Source organism: Heyndrickxia sp. MSNUG (genome assembly GCF_049532715.1).
Lineage (GTDB): Bacteria > Bacillota > Bacilli > Bacillales > Cytobacillaceae > Mesobacillus.
Map to the genome: position 1 here is coordinate 4,615,183 of NZ_CP150978.1, position 16,911 is coordinate 4,632,093.

The following is a 16,911-nucleotide window of genomic DNA, read 5'->3' on the forward strand; positions in this document are numbered from 1 at the left end:
GTGTTCATCATTAGATTTTGCGTTCAGCAACTGAAATACGGTTGATCGCACGCTGCAGGGCAAGTTCTGCGCGTCTGAAGTCAACGTGTTCCTGCTGTTTTTCACGCAGGCGCTGTTCAGCGCGTTCTTTTGCTCTTAGTGCACGCTCAAGATCGATCTCAGAAGATTGTTCAGCGGATTGAGCCAGGATGGTTACCTGCTCAGGACGGACTTCAAGGAAGCCGCCGCTGACCGCAACGAATTCAGTATTGCTGCCATTTTTCAAACGGACAGCGCCAATTTGTAGCGGTGCAACCATTGGAATGTGGCCTGGCAAGATTCCGAGCTCACCTGTGCGAGCTTTTGTGCTTACCATTTCTACATTTCCTTCATACACCGGCCCATCGGGAGTAACAACACTGACTTTAATCGTCTTCATTTTTTACCCTCCTGGTCCGTTATTAGACCTCTACACCCATACGTTTTGCATTCTCGATAACTTCTTCGATACGGCCAACTAGGCGGAATGCATCTTCTGGAAGGTGGTCATATTTCCCGTCAAGGATTTCAGTGAAACCTTTAACAGTTTCTTTAACTGGCACGTATGAACCCTTCTGACCAGTAAACTGCTCAGCTACGTGGAAGTTTTGTGATAGATAGAACTGAACACGGCGAGCGCGGTGTACGATTAACTTATCTTCGTCAGAAAGTTCATCCATACCAAGGATCGCGATGATGTCCTGAAGTTCTCTGTAACGCTGTAATGTTTGCTGAACACGGCGTGCTACATTGTAGTGGTCTTCGCCCACGATTTCAGGTGTCAATGCACGTGAAGTCGAAGCAAGTGGATCCACCGCAGGGTAGATACCCATTTCAGAAAGCTTACGCTCAAGGTTTGTTGTTGCATCCAAGTGGGCGAAAGTTGTAGCCGGAGCCGGATCCGTATAGTCATCGGCTGGTACGTAAATCGCCTGGATTGAAGTTACAGAACCTACGTTAGTAGATGTGATACGTTCTTGTAATTTACCCATTTCAGTTGCAAGAGTCGGCTGGTAACCTACCGCTGAAGGCATACGGCCTAATAGGGCAGAAACCTCGGAACCTGCTTGCGTGAAACGGAAGATGTTATCCATGAAGAATAGAACGTCCTGTCCTTGCTCATCACGGAAATATTCTGCCATTGTCAAACCTGTAAGGGCAACACGCATACGTGCTCCTGGCGGCTCGTTCATCTGGCCGAATACCATCGCAGTTTGCTTGATAACGCCAGAATCAGTCATTTCGTGGTAAAGGTCATTACCTTCACGTGTACGCTCACCAACACCTGCGAATACAGAGATACCGCTGTGCTCTTGAGCGATGTTGTTGATTAATTCCTGGATTAATACAGTTTTACCTACACCGGCACCACCGAATAATCCGATTTTTCCACCCTTGATATATGGAGCAAGAAGATCTACTACCTTAATACCTGTTTCAAGGATTTCAACCTCAGTAGAAAGCTGTTCAAAAGTTGGAGCTTCCCTGTGGATTGAATCGCGGCGTGCATCAGCCGGTAGTGGAGCGTCAAGGTCAATAGACTCACCCAATACGTTAAATACACGTCCAAGTGTTACATCCCCAACTGGTACAGAGATGGCAGCACCTGTATCTGCTACTTCCACTCCGCGCTTTAGGCCGTCAGTGGATGACATCGCGATTGTACGAACTGTATCATCACCTAAATGAAGGGCTACTTCAAGGGTTAGTTCGATGTTAACATCCGCATCGTTACTTACAATTTTCAAAGCGTTATAGATCTCTGGAAGATTGCCGCTTTCAAACTTAACGTCAACAACCGGACCCATAACCTGGAGAACGCGTCCTTTGTTCATCTTGTTCCCTCCTAACGTACTTGTTCAAATATATACATCATGATGGGATGTGGACATCATGCCACATCCCCGATTGTCATCAAAAAATTATGATATGGCGGCATGCGCCAATTATCGATTCTACTCGAGAGCTGCGGCTCCACCGACGATTTCGGTGATTTCCTGGGTAATAGCAGCCTGACGTGCACGGTTATAGCTTAAGCTGAGTGAATTGATCAGCTCTTTCGCATTATCCGTTGCATTTCTCATAGCTGTCATACGAGCAGCGTGTTCACTTGCTTTGCTGTCAAGCAGTGCTCCGTAAATCAAGCTTTCTGCATACTGTGGCAAGAGAACATCCAGGATTGTTTCAGCATCTGGTTCAAATTCATAGGAAGTCAGCTTTGCAGATGCTGCCATATCAGTTAATGGCAACAGCTTCTTTTCATTCACTTCCTGTGAAATTGCGCTGATGTAATGGCTGTAGTATAAGTACAGCTCATCAAATGTTCCATCAGAGAACATACCAACAGTACTGCTGGCGATGTCCTGGATCTCAGCGAAAGATGGCTGATCCGCAATACCGACGATATCAAGTACAACATTCATGCCACGCTTTTGGAAAAAGTCACGGCCCACTCTGCCGATGGCGATAATTGCAAATTCATCATTTGATTTATGGCGACTTTGGATCGTCTGATAAACCTGACGAATGACGTTACTATTGTAAGCCCCTGCAAGACCGCGGTCTGAAGTTATCACTAGATATCCCGTTTTCTTAACTGGACGGCTGTTCAGCATTGGATGATTGGAATTTTTGCTGCCCATCGCGACTGATGTAGTCACTTCCTGGATTTTTTCCATGTAAGGTACGAATGCTTTCGCGTTCATAACTCCACGGTTCCATTTAGCTGCAGATACCATTTCCATTGCCTTTGTAATCTGGCTCGTCTTTTTAGTTGAAGTTATACGGGATTTTATATCACGTAAAGATGCCATTTAGGTTCTCACCACCCTTTTTCAAAGATTGTTCCTGTACAAAGTAAAGCCTTGCCGGCATGTCCTATACTTGGGCCATATGGCTTCAATCATGGGGCATTCCGGCTTGAGCTTTAGATTTTATTCAGATACTGCAAACGTCTTTTTGAAGTCGTTGATTGCAGCAGACATATCGTCATCTGAAGGAAGTTCCTTCGTTGTACGGATATGGTCTAACACTTCTTTGCGGTTGTGGTCTAACCATGTATGGAACTCTGATTCAAAGCGGCGGATATCCTGCAATGGAATATCATCAAGGAAGCCGCGAGTAAGTGCATATAGGATCGCTACTTGCTTTTCAACAGATAGCGGCTTGTTCAAATCTTGCTTAAGCACTTCTACCGTACGGGCACCGCGGTTAAGTTTTGCTTGAGTTGCTTTATCAAGGTCAGAACCGAACTGTGCGAATGCTTCCAATTCACGGTATGATGCAAGGTCAAGACGCAGTGTACCAGATACCTTCTTCATCGCTTTGATTTGAGCGGATCCACCTACACGGGATACAGAAAGACCTGCGTTGATCGCTGGACGTACGCCAGAGAAGAATAGGTCAGACTGCAAGAAGATCTGTCCGTCTGTGATTGAGATAACGTTCGTTGGAATGTAAGCAGATACGTCGCCTGCTTGTGTTTCAATGAACGGAAGTGCTGTGATTGAACCTGAGCCTTTAGCGTCGCTCAATTTCGCAGCACGCTCTAATAAACGTGAGTGCAAGTAGAATACATCCCCTGGGTAAGCTTCACGACCTGGAGGACGGCGAAGCAGCAAGGAAAGTTCACGGTATGCAGCCGCTTGTTTAGAAAGGTCATCATATACTACAAGCACGTGCTTGCCATCGTACATGAAGTCTTCCGCCATCGTTACACCAGCGTAAGGAGCAAGGTATAAGAGTGGAGCTGGCTGTGAAGCAGATGCTGTAACAACGATAGAATATTCTAACGCGCCGTGCTTACGGAGAGTTTCAACCGCATTACGTACAGTTGATTCCTTCTGACCGATTGCAACGTAGATACAGATCATGTCCTGGCCTTTTTGGTTAAGAATTGTATCGATAGCAACAGATGTTTTACCAGTCTGACGGTCACCGATGATCAATTCACGCTGTCCGCGGCCGATTGGTACAAGAGCGTCGATCGCCTTGATACCAGTTTGCAATGGCTCATGAACCGATTTACGATCCATAACGCCTGGTGCAGCGTACTCGATTGGACGAGTTTTAGTTGTGTTGATTGGACCCATACCATCTACAGGTTGTCCAAGTGGGTTTACCACGCGGCCGATTAGCTGTTCCCCTACAGGAACCTCCATGATGCGGCCCGTACGGCGCACCTCATCACCTTCGCGGATGTCAGCGAAAGGTCCAAGGATGATAATACCAACGTTATTTTCTTCAAGGTTTTGTGCCATACCCATAACGCCGTTTGAAAATTCAACAAGTTCTCCAGCCATGACATTGTCGAGGCCATGAGCACGGGCGATACCGTCACCTACAGAGATAACTGTACCCACATCACTCACTTGAATTTCCGACTGATAATTCTCGATTTGCGATTTTATCAGCGCACTGATTTCTTCAGCATTGATGCTCATGAGTTTACCCCCTATCTACGAATCTTAGCCTAGCAATTTACGTTCTAAACGGTTTAACTTGCCGCGCAAGCTGCCGTCATATATGCGATTCCCAATACGGATTTTCAATCCGCCTAGCAATTCAGGATCTACAATGTTTTGAATGCGAAGCGATTTTTTACCAACCTTAGCTGCAAAGCTTGCTGATAATGCATCACTTTCGTCTTCTGTTAAAGGGCGAATGCTGTACACTTTCGCGTCAGCAATGCCATGTTCTTCATTTGACAGTTCAACGAATTGATCTACCACTTCGACCATTTGGTCCTGGCGATGACGATCAATCAGAATCATTAAAGTATTCAATACGAAAGGATTCACCTGTGAAAAAGAGTCTTTGATGATCTCTTTTTTCTTCGCAGCTGAGACTTTAGGAGACTGCAAAACTGCGTTTAAATCACTGGAATTAACTAAAACTTCCTTCACTACACGAAGTTCTTGTTCCACTTGTGCCAGAAGGTTATTCTCCTTCGATAACTGGAAAAGAGCCAACGCATAGCGCTTTGCTACCATGGAGTTCATCGGCCTTCTCCTGCCTCTTGAATATATTCATTGATCAGCTTTTCTTGATCAGCTGCAGTAAGTTCCTTTTCAATCACCTTAGAAGCAATTAAAACAGAAAGGCTTGCAACTTGTTCACGAATAGCAGCAACAGCTTGTTCTTTTTGCTGTTCGATTTCACGCTTCGCAGATTCTTTAATGCGTTCTGACTCAGCACGAGCAGCCACGATGATTTCTTCGCGTTGAATATCGCCTTGCTTTTTCGCGTTCTCAATCAATTCTTGAGCCTCATTACGAGATTGCTTTAATAATTCACGTTGTTCTGCTAGTAGCTTGCTTGTTTCTTGACGAGCTTGTTCAGCAGCGTTAATTTCGCCTGCGATATGCTCTTCACGCTGTTTCATGATGCCCATTAACGGACCCCAAGCGTATTTTTTAAGCAATGCTAGCAAAATAAGAAACATAATTAGCTGGAATACGATGTCTCCACCGTTAATACCTTCGTGTGCTGTTTCTGCAGCACCGAGTACAAATTGGCTTGTTAACACCCTCGATTCACTCCCTTCAAGAGTCTTTCCCTTTTTTGATTGAGCGAAAGGAACCTTTGCTTCAATATAAAAGGATGAAATATATCGATTTGATTATTTTTCAATCATTATGGGTACATAAGAATGGCGAAGCATCAAATAGAATCGTCTTCGCCATTTGAATAATTTACGTGAGATTAACGGCCTAAAACCATGAATGCAATAACTACACCGATGATTGGCAATGCTTCTACTAACGCAACCCCGATGAACATTGTAGTTTGAAGTAAACCACGTGCTTCTGGCTGACGAGCGATACCTTCAACTGTACGACCTACGATTAGTCCGTTACCGATACCAGCGCCTACTGCTGCTAGACCGATTGCGATTGCTGCTGCGATAAGATTCATTATTTGTGTTCCTCCTTAAATTGTATAGAAAAATTTTTTTAAAAAAATTGTTGTTCATATGAACAGAGTTATTTTAATGGTCGTGACCCACTTTATGGGACAGATAAACCATTGTTAACATGGTGAAAATATAGGCTTGGATCGTACCAACAAAGATGGAGAATCCTTGCCAAACCAGTGTTAAAGGAATCGCTGCGATAGTACCAACAATCCCGGATGCAGCCAAACCGCCTGCAAGCAAAGATAGTAGTAATTCACCAGCATAAATGTTACCGTAGAGACGCAAACCAAGTGTTAGCGTGTTTGCAAACTCTTCAATAATCTTAAGTGGGAACAAGAATTTCATCGGACTGAAAAAGCCCTTTGCATATTCTCTTCCGCCCTTTAACCTGATTCCATAATAATGGGAAAGTGCAACCACCATTACGGCTAAAGTTAAAGTAATGATTGGGTCCGCAGTTGGTGATTTCCACCATAATGTTTCGTCAATCACGATTGCGAATGGCAGACCAAGCATATTGGACACGAAAATGTACATTAACAGAGTCAGTCCAAGTATGTGGAATCTTCCACCATCCTTCCAATCCATCGTGCTGTTGATGATGCCCTTTACGAAATCCATAACCCATTCAAAGAAGTTCTGCATTCCAGTAGGCTTCATTGCAATACGACGTGTAGAAAGAACAGCAATCAGAAAAACAATAACACTTGCTATTGTAATCATTAAGACATTAGCTAAGTTAAAAGTAAGTCCCAAAAAATGAACTAATGGAGCTTCATGATGCAACAGTATTCACCTCTCTTCCCCCGCTATTTATGTTGTAGAAAACTTTGAATAAAATAATCTATGATAATAACAACATAGGTTGTCATTAGTCCCACTACCACACTTGCCATATGAAATTGATCTTCATATTCCAATGCAATCATTGCTGCGATTGCCGCTGTAGCCAATCGAGAGACAGAGCCGAGCGAACGGACCTTTTTCCCTTGAGACACAGCTTTATCAAAGCTTTGCGCTCTTTTTGCCAAAAGCAATAAGATCATGAAACTGAATGCAGTTCCAAGAGCTAGTCCTGCAAAGATTGATTTATAGGAGGTAAATCCCCAGCCAAGAACATAAACAGCTAAAAGTACGTACATATACCGACGTTGCCGATGAAACATTTGGTTTATTTCTGACATTAAAGATTAGTCTCCTGAAAAAAAGTGTTGGATCAAACGGAGCATGGCGTACACGCCAGCAGCCAATCCCATGAGTAGACCGAGAATGAGAAAAAGTGGTTCGGTTCCTACTTTGTGATCGAGCCATCTTCCTGAGAAAATGCCAATCAGTATAGATCCGACTAATTGAGAAAGGATCGCGGACGTTAGAGCCATTGCTTGCAATGGATGACGCTTGTTTTGACGCATTCAATCACATCCTCGTTTTAGGGATTGAACAGTCCGAATGTCTATGTAAGGATTTATTCTAGCAAAACATTTAAAAATATTGTCGAAATATTTTTGAAAACCCTATCATTTACACCTAGATAAGCATACAATAGGCTCCAATCAAAGTCAATCCATTGGAGTGAAAAAATTCACAAAGTTTTCACGTGCGTTTTATACCCTTTACCCTATCTGAAAATAGCAATCACAATAGTTTTCCAAAATAAAGCCGGCAAGGATTTTAATTCCTTCCGGCTTTGTTTTCATTTTCATTTTTCTTGACTGAGATAACGGTTTCAATCGTGCTTTCCCGTCCGGCCTTTTTAGCAAAAACCTTGGCTAAGTATACTCCTTCTTCTGGAAGGTCTTCGAAACGTATTTCTTTTTCCCTCATCCCTTTTTTGATTTTCCTTCCCCAATCAAGGAACCCTATGAAGCGATACTGATCCGGATCAAAAAGCGCGATACCAAACTCTTCAGCTCCTCCAGGCAAATAGACTTCATATCTATATGCGCCAGCATTGTCAGCAGGTGCAAAATCAAAGCCCATGACTCTTGGATAATCCGGTTCCTCAAGGACATACAAATAAGGAATTCTGATTTTATTTTTTCCATCATCAAGAACAAGGCTGCCGTCATGAATTTTCTGTTTTAACAACTCCGGACTGGCAATCATGGCGATTTCCACTATCTTCGTTTCATTTGGCTCAACGGTAAAGGAAAATGGCAGCTCCCACTCAATCCCTGTTTCCAATTTCGGCCTCGAAAAAGAATAGTGCTTCTGGTGAGTGCTTGTATTCTTGACTTCAAGCCTTGCACTGTGCCGGTGCATATCATCTGCCAGCTGGAACTTTCCGAATTGCAGCGATCCCGGCTTGACGAGGGTTTCGGTTTTGATCGCTGCTTCTGTCTGGATACGGCCGGCTCCTTGTTCATATGTTCGATATATTTTTCCATCCCGATTCACAATCTGCTTGGCCGTGTTCATGATTGCCGCCTTGATTTCGTATGGTCCCCATTCCGGGTGCGCCTGTTTGATCAATGCAGCTGCACCCGCGACATGCGGTGCCGCCATGCTCGTGCCCTGCAGAGATAAATACCCCCCTGGAATGGTACTGTTTATGGCCACTCCAGGAGCAACAATATCCGGCTTGATTTCCCAAGTTGACGTAACCGGTCCCCGCGAGCTGAAGTCTGCAAGAATATCTCTTTCTTCTATTAATTCTATCCTCAGTAGAGCCTGGCCATTTGCAAGCTGTTTTTTCAGGGATTCTCCTTCTTGTTTGCTGATTGCTGCCACTGGGATTGGCAGACTTTCTTCCAGGTTCCCAAAGAATGTTCCTTTTGAATTGTTGTAAATAATGACTCCGACAGCTCCTGCGTTGAGGGCATTCTTCGCTTTTTCTGTAAAAGTAAGCTGCCCTCGTTCTACGATCACAAGCTTGTCTTTCACATCATTCATCTCATTTTTTCTGCCAATGCCAGCAAATACAAGTTTCTCACTTTTAGTGTTATTCCATTGTTCCGACCCCTGCAAAGGCTCAAGCCGGATTTTCTCAGCTGAAACAGATCCCCTGGCATATGGGACTTTCATAGGCGGTGTTGAAGCTCCAACACTAATGGCTTTGGATGCTGTTCCAGGTGATCCAACCGTCCATCGGTTCGGACCCGAGTTTCCAGATGAGGTTACTGCCGTAATCCCGCTATCTACAGCCTTATTGAGCGCAAGGCTGATGGGCAGGTCTGGACCATTCACATCATTGCCAAGAGAAAGGTTGAGAACGTCCACCTTATCTTCAATCGCCTGATCGATTGCAGCGATGACCTGTTCCGTTGTACCGCTCCCTCCAGGTCCGAGCGCTCTATAGGCAATGATTTTAGCTTCCGGCGCCATCCCTCTCATTCTTCCATTCGCCGCAATAATCCCGGCTACATGCGTACCGTGCAGGGTGCTTTTCATCCCAATGCCTTTCGTTTCCATCGGATCCTCATCCCCATCTACCAGGTCATGCCCCCCGGCATAATTCCTTTTAAGATCTGGATGATCATAATCAATCCCCGTATCAATCACGCCTATTTTTACACCCCTGCCCGTCAGCCGCTCCCCATTCTTATCCAAAATGCCGCGGACAGCCTCTGAACCAATCAATTCAAAATTATTTGTAAAACTTTCACTTGAACGGTACGGTTCTGGATGATGATTTGGGTTTATCTCTATTTTTTTGATATCTGACATCGAGGTGCTTTTCTGGAAACCAATCGACAAATACGGAGTATTCTCAACCTGATAGGTGCTTACTTCAGATACTAGCTGTATTTCATTCCCACCTTCTAGCATTTTTAGCTCTGAAATAGAACCTTGCACTGAATATCCGTTAATCGCATGCTTAAAAATGCGGCGAAGCTTTATATTTTTGAACGTATGCAGCTGACCCCTGATTTCTTTTTCAGTCAGTGGATGTTTTGTTAGGACAATCGCTACTTTTTCCGTGGAAGGATTTTCTGCTGGAATTGGCGGATGCACAAGCTTAACTGGTTTGAAGCCAGCCATTAGGACGATGGCCAGTAAAACGAATAGAATACTCCACTTTTTCAAGCTGTTTGCCCTCCCTTTTTTCAATAGATTTTGTTTTAGGGAGGTATTGTATGCAGATATAGATGAATTCTGCTTCTATTTTCATGTCATGAATTATTCCGCGAAATTTTTATGTATTCACTATGAAGGTTATATAAAGAATTAATACAACGAATCACCTATATTAATCCGCGTTCTAGAAGAATTCCAAGTTAGCTGTTCACACCAAAAAAGCACCCCTTATAAAAGAGGTGCTCATCATCGATTTTCTTATTGATACTGACCAGGACGCTTGTCAGTTTGTTTGAAATAGTAACGGATTGCTTCGCAAATACGTTCTGATGCGCGGCCGTCACCATATGGATTAGAGGCCTTTGCCATTTTTTCATAGGCTGCGCTGTCTGTCAGAAGTTCGGTAGCCATATCATAGATTGGCTGCTCCTCGTTTCCGGCAAGCTTCAGTGTACCTGCCTCGATCCCTTCAGGACGCTCAGTCGTATCACGCAATACAAGAACCGGAACGCCTAGAGAAGGTGCTTCCTCTTGCACTCCGCCTGAGTCAGTGAGGATCAAGTGTGCGCGGGATGCGAAGTTATGGAAATCGATAACATCCAGTGGTTCAATCAGATGGATGCGAGGATCATTTCCAAGCACTTCATCAGCAAGCTCGCGGACAACCGGATTCAAGTGAACAGGATAGACAACCTGTACATCAGGCTGCTCATCCACAATTCGCTTGATCGCACGGAACATATTGCGCATCGGCTCACCAAGGTTTTCACGGCGGTGGGCAGTCATTAAGATCAAGCGGTCATTGCCTAGCTTATCAAGCACTTCATGCTGATACGTTTCTTTAACCGTTGTTTTCAGCGCATCGATCGCTGTATTTCCGGTAATAAAGATGTTTTCTTCTTGCTTGTTTTCCTGCAGAAGATTAGCTGCAGATTTTGTTGTAGGCGCAAAATGAAGATCTGCCATAACGCCTGTCAGCTGGCGGTTCATTTCTTCAGGGAACGGAGAGTACTTATTCCACGTTCTCAAACCTGCTTCAACATGGCCGACAACAATTTGATTGTAGTACGCAGCAAGGCTGGCAACAAATGTCGTTGTCGTATCGCCATGCACAAGCACGATATCAGGCTTAACTTCTTTCATTACTTTATCTAAGCCTTCAAGACCTCTTGTTGTTACATCAATCAGTGTCTGGCGATCCTTCATTATGTTCAGGTCATGGTCCGGCTTGATATTGAAAATATCAAGAACCTGGTCCAGCATTTGGCGGTGCTGGGCAGTAACTGTTACGATCGATTCAAAATGCTCCGGGTGTTTCTGCAATTCAAGGACAAGCGGCGCCATCTTGATCGCTTCAGGGCGAGTCCCAAATATCGTCATGACTTTAATCGGCTGATTCAAATCAAACACTCCTTATTTAGTTCCAAATAAACGGTCGCCTGCGTCGCCCAGTCCTGGAACAATATATCCGTGGTCATTTAGCTTTTCATCTAGTGCAGCAATATAGATGTCTACATCTGGATGTGCTTCTTTCACTGCATCTACCCCTTCAGGAGCCGCAATCAAACACATAAACTTGATGTGCTTCGCGCCACGCTTTTTAAGAGAGTTGATTGCTTCAATCGCAGATCCGCCTGTAGCTAGCATTGGGTCAACGACGATAAAATCGCGCTCCTCGACATCAGAAGGAAGCTTGACATAGTATTCAACCGGCATCAATGTTTGCGGATCACGGTAAAGACCAATATGACCAACCTTTGCAGCCGGGATCAATTTCAGGATACCGTCAACCATGCCAATTCCAGCACGTAAGATTGGGATGATTCCAAGCTTTTTGCCAGAAAGAACTTTCGATTTTGTCTTATTGACTGGTGTTTCAATTTCAATTTCCTCAAGCGGCATGTCACGAGTGATTTCGAACGCCATAAGCGTTGCGACTTCATCCACAAGCTCGCGGAATTCCTTCGTGCCTGTGCTCTTATCGCGAATATAAGTAAGTTTATGCTGGATCAATGGATGGTCAAATACGTATACCTTTGCCATGTGTATCTCTCCTTTTCAGGGTAAATGAGTTGTGAACACCTGTCTGTTATATGTAAGATCTGCTGAATCACACTTCGTCTAATTTTACAGAAAAACATTCACGTAAGCAACCATTGCCGCCTAATGTATTATTTTAGTAATCATAGTCATTTTACCGCAAAAAAGCAGCCCTCATTCACAAAGGCTGCCTTAAACAATGTGGACACTTTAACGCATCACCGCGCCGGGGGTCAGACCCCCGGCGCGTTAATGTGTTAAAGCTCGGAATTTTATCGTTCTGGGTATAGTTCGAATTTGCTTGTTAGTTCTTCGACGCGTGTTTTTGCTTCTTCTAGTTTTGCTTCGTCTTCGTGGTTTTTCAATGTGAAGGCGATTAGAGAAGCGATCTCATCCATTTCTTCATGCCCGAAGCCGCGGCTTGTTACTGCTGCTGTGCCGATACGAATACCGCTTGTAACGAATGGGCTTTCTGGATCGAAAGGAATCGTGTTTTTATTAACCGTGATTCCGACCTCATCAAGCACCTTCTCAGCTACTTTACCTGTTAATCCAAGTGAACGAAGGTCTACAAGCAGAAGATGGTTATCTGTGCCGTCAGAAACAAGACTGATTCCTTCCTTCTTCAAACCTTCAGCTAAGCGGTTTGCATTCGAAATGATATTTTGCGCGTATACTTGGAAATCTTCCTGCAATGCTTCACCAAAAGCAACAGCCTTCGCAGCGATTACATGCATAAGCGGCCCGCCCTGGATTCCAGGGAAAATCGATTTATCGATCTTCTTTGCGAACTCTTCTTTACAAAGAATCATGCCGCCGCGCGGTCCGCGAAGCGTTTTATGAGTTGTAGTCGTCACAAAATCAGCATAAGGAACTGGATTCTGGTGAAGACCCGCTGCAACCAACCCGGCAATGTGAGCCATATCAACCATTAAATAAGCTCCGACTTCATCCGCGATTTCACGGAAACGCTTGAAGTCAATCGCTCTAGGGTAAGCACTCGCACCTGCCACAATCATCTTCGGCTTATGCTCGCGCGCTTTTTCAAGAACATCATCGTAATTGATTAAATGTGTTTTCTCATCCACACCATATTCAACGAAGTTGTACTGGATTCCGCTGAAGTTAACCGGACTGCCGTGCGTAAGATGTCCGCCATGCGATAAGTTCATGCCAAGGACTGTGTCGCCCTGTTCAAGGACAGTGAAGTAAACAGCCATGTTCGCCTGTGCGCCCGAATGCGGCTGGACGTTCACATGCTCAGCACCGAAAATTTCCTTTGCGCGATCACGGGCAATATTCTCAGTAACATCGACGTGTTCACATCCGCCATAATAGCGGCGGCCTGGATATCCTTCTGCATATTTATTAGTCAGCACAGAACCCTGTGCTTCCATAACTGCCTCACTGACAAAGTTTTCTGATGCGATCAATTCGATTTTTGTACGCTGCCTCTTCAGCTCATCCTGAATCGATGCGTATACCTGGCTATCCTGCTGTGACAAGTGCTTCACTTTAGCTCCCCCTTTATTTGCTGTATGTATTGATTCGTTATTTGAAAATTCATTCTTATTTTAGCTGATATTATAATGAAAGGAAAGGATGACTCTTTTTTATTCGTAAAAATAGAGCCACATCCCTATCCAATTTAGCAAGATTTATTTTCCTTTGTCCGCTCGTACACTGCCCGTGCTCCGCCAATAAGCTTCGGTCTTGTTTTGGCCAAAGTGACATGGGCATGACCAATGCTTTTTTGCGGAACGCGCACTGGAACCGCCACATGCTTCAGCTGCATTCCAATCAGCGTGTCACCAATATCGATCCCGGCATCACCCTTTATGAATTCAACAACCACGGCATCCGCCATTTTCTGAAAGGCAAAGGAAGCCATCGCCCCACCAGCAGTCCTGACCGGAATCACCGTTACTTCGTCCAGCTGTTTTTGTTCAGCCGTTTCTCGCTCGACTACGATTGCGCGGTTCAAGTGCTCACAACATTGGAACGCCAGCTGCACTCCTGTCTCGGACTGAAAATCGCGAAGCTGCCTGAAGACCATTTCCGCGACCTCTTCCGTACCCGCTGTGCCGATTTTTTGCCCGATAATCTCGCTTGTGCTGCAGCCTACTACCAGCACTTGCCCCTTCTTCAGTTGAGCCTGTTCATTAAAATCAGTGAGGATTGATTTCAGTTCTGCTTCCCATTGTTCGATCGCCAGTGTCATCGCCCCCTTTGCAGTTTACTGGGCACGGGCGGAAAACCCATGCCAGCCACTTATGATTTCAACTCCCAATGAGTTTATTTCCCGCCCTGGTTTTCATAGTCCTTAATTTTTCCAACGCGGTTTTCATGGCGTCCGCCCTCGAATTCGGTAGTCAGCCATACTGACGCTATTTCCCGGGCAAGTCCTGGCCCAATGACGCGTTCACCCATCGCCAGGATGTTACTGTCATTGTGCTGACGTGTTGCTTTTGCGCTGAAAACATCGTGCACCAAGGCACAGCGGATCCCTTTTACCTTGTTCGCGGCAATGCTCATACCGATTCCTGTTCCGCAGATTAAAATCCCCTTATCAAATTCTCCGTTTGCCACCTTTTCAGCAACAGGAAGCGCATAGTCAGGATAGTCTACAGATGTACCGCATTCACAGCCGAAATCTTCATATTGAATATTCATTTCGTTCATCAAGCTTTTAATTTCTTCACGGATATTCACTCCGCCATGGTCTGAAGCAATTGCAACTTTCATTGTAAAATCCTCCTATTGATTCCCGGCTTGCGGGGCAATAATTTCTACCGTTATTTTCTCATAAAATTTCAACTTTATAAAGAAATCGGGTCAGTTAGCTAAGCTTTTCTGGGTTCTGGTGATAAAAACTTTTGCGATTGCGTTTTTTATAGCGGAATTAAGATTTTTATAGCGTAAAATTAATTTATATAGCGAAAAAATCTTTTTTATAGCGATATTCTCATTTTTATAGCGAACTGGAAATTTGGCACTATTTTTTCCAGTCCGTTACTGAGTAAAAAATAAAACCACAGCCGCAGCTGTGGTGATATTCTATAATGAAAACTTTGTAATTGTGCCCTTCAGCTTTTCGGCCTGATTTTTCAGCTCGACTGCAAGTGTTTCGACATTCTCTATCACTTCCGCCTGCTGTTCAGCTGCAGATGCGACGCTTAAAGCTCCGGCTGATGTTTCCTCTGCAATCGCTGCCATTTCCTGTGACTGTGTTGACGTGTGCTGGATTGTCTCCATTTGCGTTTCGACTAGTCCAGTAATCGTATGAATGACCTCGGCCATTTCATTGATCGTGCCTGTCATTTCATCAATGACGAGATTTGTTCTTTCCCCTTTTTTCGCTTCGCCATTGGCGGTTTCAACCTGTCTGCTAATCTGGCCAACGACGTTCTGGACTTCAGACTGGATGTTCTGGATCAATTCGGAAATGCCCTGAACCGCATCCGCACTTTGATCGGCGAGCTTCCTGACTTCCTCGGCAACAACAGCAAATCCTTTTCCATGTTCGCCTGCCCTCGCTGCTTCAATCGATGCATTCAAGGCCAGTAAATTTGTCTGGGCAGCAATGTCACCGACAAGCTGGATGATCTGCTCGACCTTCACCGCATTCTCTTCTAATCTTTTAACAGTCCCGAGCGATTCACGGTTATCGTTGGCAAGCCTTTCGATTCCGGAAATCAAGGAATGAATCGCGTTTTTGGATTCCTGCAGGTCTTTTACCATCTCGATTGAAATCATTTCGGACGCCCTGGCTTTTTCCTGGACCTCTTCTGCGATCCTGATGACCTGATCTACTGATTCTGCTGTCGTTTGTGTCGATAAAGCAGACGAGTCAGCACCGGCTGCAATCTCCTTAATCGTCGTCGAGATGAGCGAAGCCTGTTCAGACGCTGCTGCTGACTGTCCAGAAATGACGATGACCTTTTCATTCGTTTCTTTAAAATTTGTATCAATCTGGCTGACCATCTCGCGGAGATTCGCCAGCATATTATTGAAAGCCAGTCCAAGTGAACGGATTTCGTCATCCGATTTTGACAGTTCAGCATCGACACTGATTTCGCCAGCTGCAGCCTTCATCGCTGATTGCTCCAGTTTTTGAAGCGGCTTAATAATCAATCCAGCAGCCACATAAGCCAGCACACCTGACCAAAAGATCCCCATCCCAAGTACAGATGCCGTATAAGCTATTGAATTAATCTCCGTGAATTTTTGAATATAAGGATATAGAAAATAGATAAAGAATGCACTCGTTGAATAAGTAATGATCGCCAAGACTGTTGTCAGCCAGACCATTTTCTTCCTCAACCCAAATTTATAGCTCTTTTTAGCCGCCACTGATAATCCCCCTGATATGTAATGAAATAGCCTTCAAGGTTATTATCGGAGTTTTTTCACGATTTTTTCTATACTTTCCTTAATTTCTAGAAAAGCTTCGCGATAAATTTGTTCATTCCCGCCAAAAGGGTCTGCTACATCAGGATTTAAATCGTCTTCGGCAAATTCCTTCAAGGTAAAAGTTTTATCCCAGGCATCCGGATATTGGCTCAGAATCATCGTCTTATGGCTTTGTGTCATCGTTAAAATCAATGTCGCCCATTCAATCTCATCCCATGTTAAGGTGGTGGAACGATGATCATGACTGATGTTATTTTCCTGCAGCACTACTTTCGCATTCATGGATGCCTCAGCATCATTAGCCGCATATACTCCCGCTGATTTCACCTCTACCCCTGGAAGCTGCTTGCTTTTTAAAATCGCTTCCGCCATCGGGCTTCGGCATGTATTTCCGGTACAGACAAATAAGACGTGCGCCATGCTTTTCCCTCCTGTGATGTACTGTTAACAACTTTTCTTCATTATATGATAATTATTCACAGATTTCATTTTGTGGATAATGTGTG

General features: G+C 44.5%; 18 protein-coding genes. All 18 read right to left on the reverse strand.

The annotated features are described in order from the left end of the window. Positions 1 to 10: 10 nt before the first annotated feature. The 18 genes from AABM38_RS23025 to AABM38_RS23110 all read right to left on the reverse strand — a co-directional run bounded on the left by AABM38_RS23025 (position 11) and on the right by AABM38_RS23110 (position 16,825). The gene (locus tag AABM38_RS23025) at positions 11 to 418 is read right to left on the reverse strand and encodes a F0F1 ATP synthase subunit epsilon (RefSeq protein WP_423408473.1); all 408 of its coding nucleotides are present in this window, start codon (positions 416 to 418) and stop codon (positions 11 to 13) included. A gap of 22 nt (positions 419 to 440) precedes the next feature. Beyond that, entirely contained in the window at positions 441 to 1,853 is a 1,413-nt protein-coding gene (gene atpD, locus AABM38_RS23030) for a F0F1 ATP synthase subunit beta (RefSeq protein ID WP_423408474.1), read from the reverse strand. A gap of 120 nt (positions 1,854 to 1,973) precedes the next feature. Next, positions 1,974 to 2,831: a F0F1 ATP synthase subunit gamma gene (locus tag AABM38_RS23035; RefSeq protein WP_423408475.1), complete on the reverse strand. Its 858-nt coding sequence runs from the start codon at positions 2,829 to 2,831 to the stop codon at positions 1,974 to 1,976. 120 nt (positions 2,832 to 2,951) lie between these two features. Then, positions 2,952 to 4,460: a F0F1 ATP synthase subunit alpha gene (atpA, locus tag AABM38_RS23040; protein ID WP_423408476.1), complete on the reverse strand. Its 1,509-nt coding sequence runs from the start codon at positions 4,458 to 4,460 to the stop codon at positions 2,952 to 2,954. Positions 4,461 to 4,484: 24 nt separating this feature from the next. After that, positions 4,485 to 5,018: a F0F1 ATP synthase subunit delta gene (locus AABM38_RS23045; protein ID WP_335377314.1), complete on the reverse strand. Its 534-nt coding sequence runs from the start codon at positions 5,016 to 5,018 to the stop codon at positions 4,485 to 4,487. Next, positions 5,015 to 5,545 carry a F0F1 ATP synthase subunit B gene (gene atpF / locus AABM38_RS23050; protein ID WP_335377313.1) on the reverse strand — a complete coding sequence of 177 codons (531 nt, stop codon included), beginning with the start codon at positions 5,543 to 5,545 and terminating at the stop codon, positions 5,015 to 5,017. Before atpF ends, AABM38_RS23045 begins: the two co-directional genes overlap by 4 nt. Before the next feature lie 176 nt (positions 5,546 to 5,721). Continuing rightward, positions 5,722 to 5,934 carry a F0F1 ATP synthase subunit C gene (gene atpE / locus AABM38_RS23055; RefSeq protein ID WP_026572680.1) on the reverse strand — a complete coding sequence of 71 codons (213 nt, stop codon included), beginning with the start codon at positions 5,932 to 5,934 and terminating at the stop codon, positions 5,722 to 5,724. Positions 5,935 to 6,007: 73 nt separating this feature from the next. After that, entirely contained in the window at positions 6,008 to 6,721 is a 714-nt protein-coding gene (gene atpB, locus AABM38_RS23060; protein WP_335377312.1) for a F0F1 ATP synthase subunit A, read from the reverse strand. 23 nt (positions 6,722 to 6,744) lie between these two features. Then, positions 6,745 to 7,119 (reverse strand): ATP synthase subunit I, encoded by a 375-nt coding sequence (locus tag AABM38_RS23065; RefSeq protein WP_423408477.1) that lies wholly within the window; start codon positions 7,117 to 7,119, stop codon positions 6,745 to 6,747. A gap of 6 nt (positions 7,120 to 7,125) precedes the next feature. Then, entirely contained in the window at positions 7,126 to 7,347 is a 222-nt protein-coding gene (locus tag AABM38_RS23070) for an AtpZ/AtpI family protein (RefSeq protein ID WP_423408478.1), read from the reverse strand. A 259-nt stretch (positions 7,348 to 7,606) separates the two neighbouring features. Continuing rightward, the gene (locus tag AABM38_RS23075) at positions 7,607 to 9,916 is read right to left on the reverse strand and encodes a S8 family serine peptidase (protein WP_423410822.1); all 2,310 of its coding nucleotides are present in this window, start codon (positions 9,914 to 9,916) and stop codon (positions 7,607 to 7,609) included. Positions 9,917 to 10,210: 294 nt separating this feature from the next. Then, complete coding sequence (gene wecB / locus AABM38_RS23080; RefSeq protein WP_423410823.1) at positions 10,211 to 11,332, reverse strand: non-hydrolyzing UDP-N-acetylglucosamine 2-epimerase; 1,122 nt, start codon at positions 11,330 to 11,332, stop codon at positions 10,211 to 10,213. A gap of 33 nt (positions 11,333 to 11,365) precedes the next feature. After that, positions 11,366 to 11,995, reverse strand: coding sequence for a uracil phosphoribosyltransferase (gene upp, locus AABM38_RS23085; protein WP_335377307.1), 630 nt, complete (start codon positions 11,993 to 11,995; stop codon positions 11,366 to 11,368). Positions 11,996 to 12,264: 269 nt separating this feature from the next. Continuing rightward, positions 12,265 to 13,506, reverse strand: a complete 1,242-nt coding sequence (gene glyA / locus AABM38_RS23090; protein WP_423408479.1) for a serine hydroxymethyltransferase — start codon at positions 13,504 to 13,506, stop codon at positions 12,265 to 12,267. 134 nt (positions 13,507 to 13,640) lie between these two features. After that, positions 13,641 to 14,213, reverse strand: coding sequence for a TIGR01440 family protein (locus tag AABM38_RS23095; protein ID WP_423408480.1), 573 nt, complete (start codon positions 14,211 to 14,213; stop codon positions 13,641 to 13,643). Between the two features lie 74 nt (positions 14,214 to 14,287). Continuing rightward, complete coding sequence (rpiB, locus tag AABM38_RS23100) at positions 14,288 to 14,737, reverse strand: ribose 5-phosphate isomerase B (protein ID WP_423408481.1); 450 nt, start codon at positions 14,735 to 14,737, stop codon at positions 14,288 to 14,290. A 312-nt stretch (positions 14,738 to 15,049) separates the two neighbouring features. Next, positions 15,050 to 16,345: a methyl-accepting chemotaxis protein gene (locus AABM38_RS23105; protein WP_423408482.1), complete on the reverse strand. Its 1,296-nt coding sequence runs from the start codon at positions 16,343 to 16,345 to the stop codon at positions 15,050 to 15,052. A gap of 42 nt (positions 16,346 to 16,387) precedes the next feature. After that, on the reverse strand, positions 16,388 to 16,825 hold the full coding sequence (locus AABM38_RS23110; protein ID WP_423408483.1) for a low molecular weight protein arginine phosphatase: 438 nt from the start codon (positions 16,823 to 16,825) through the stop codon (positions 16,388 to 16,390). Positions 16,826 to 16,911: the final 86 nt, after the last annotated feature.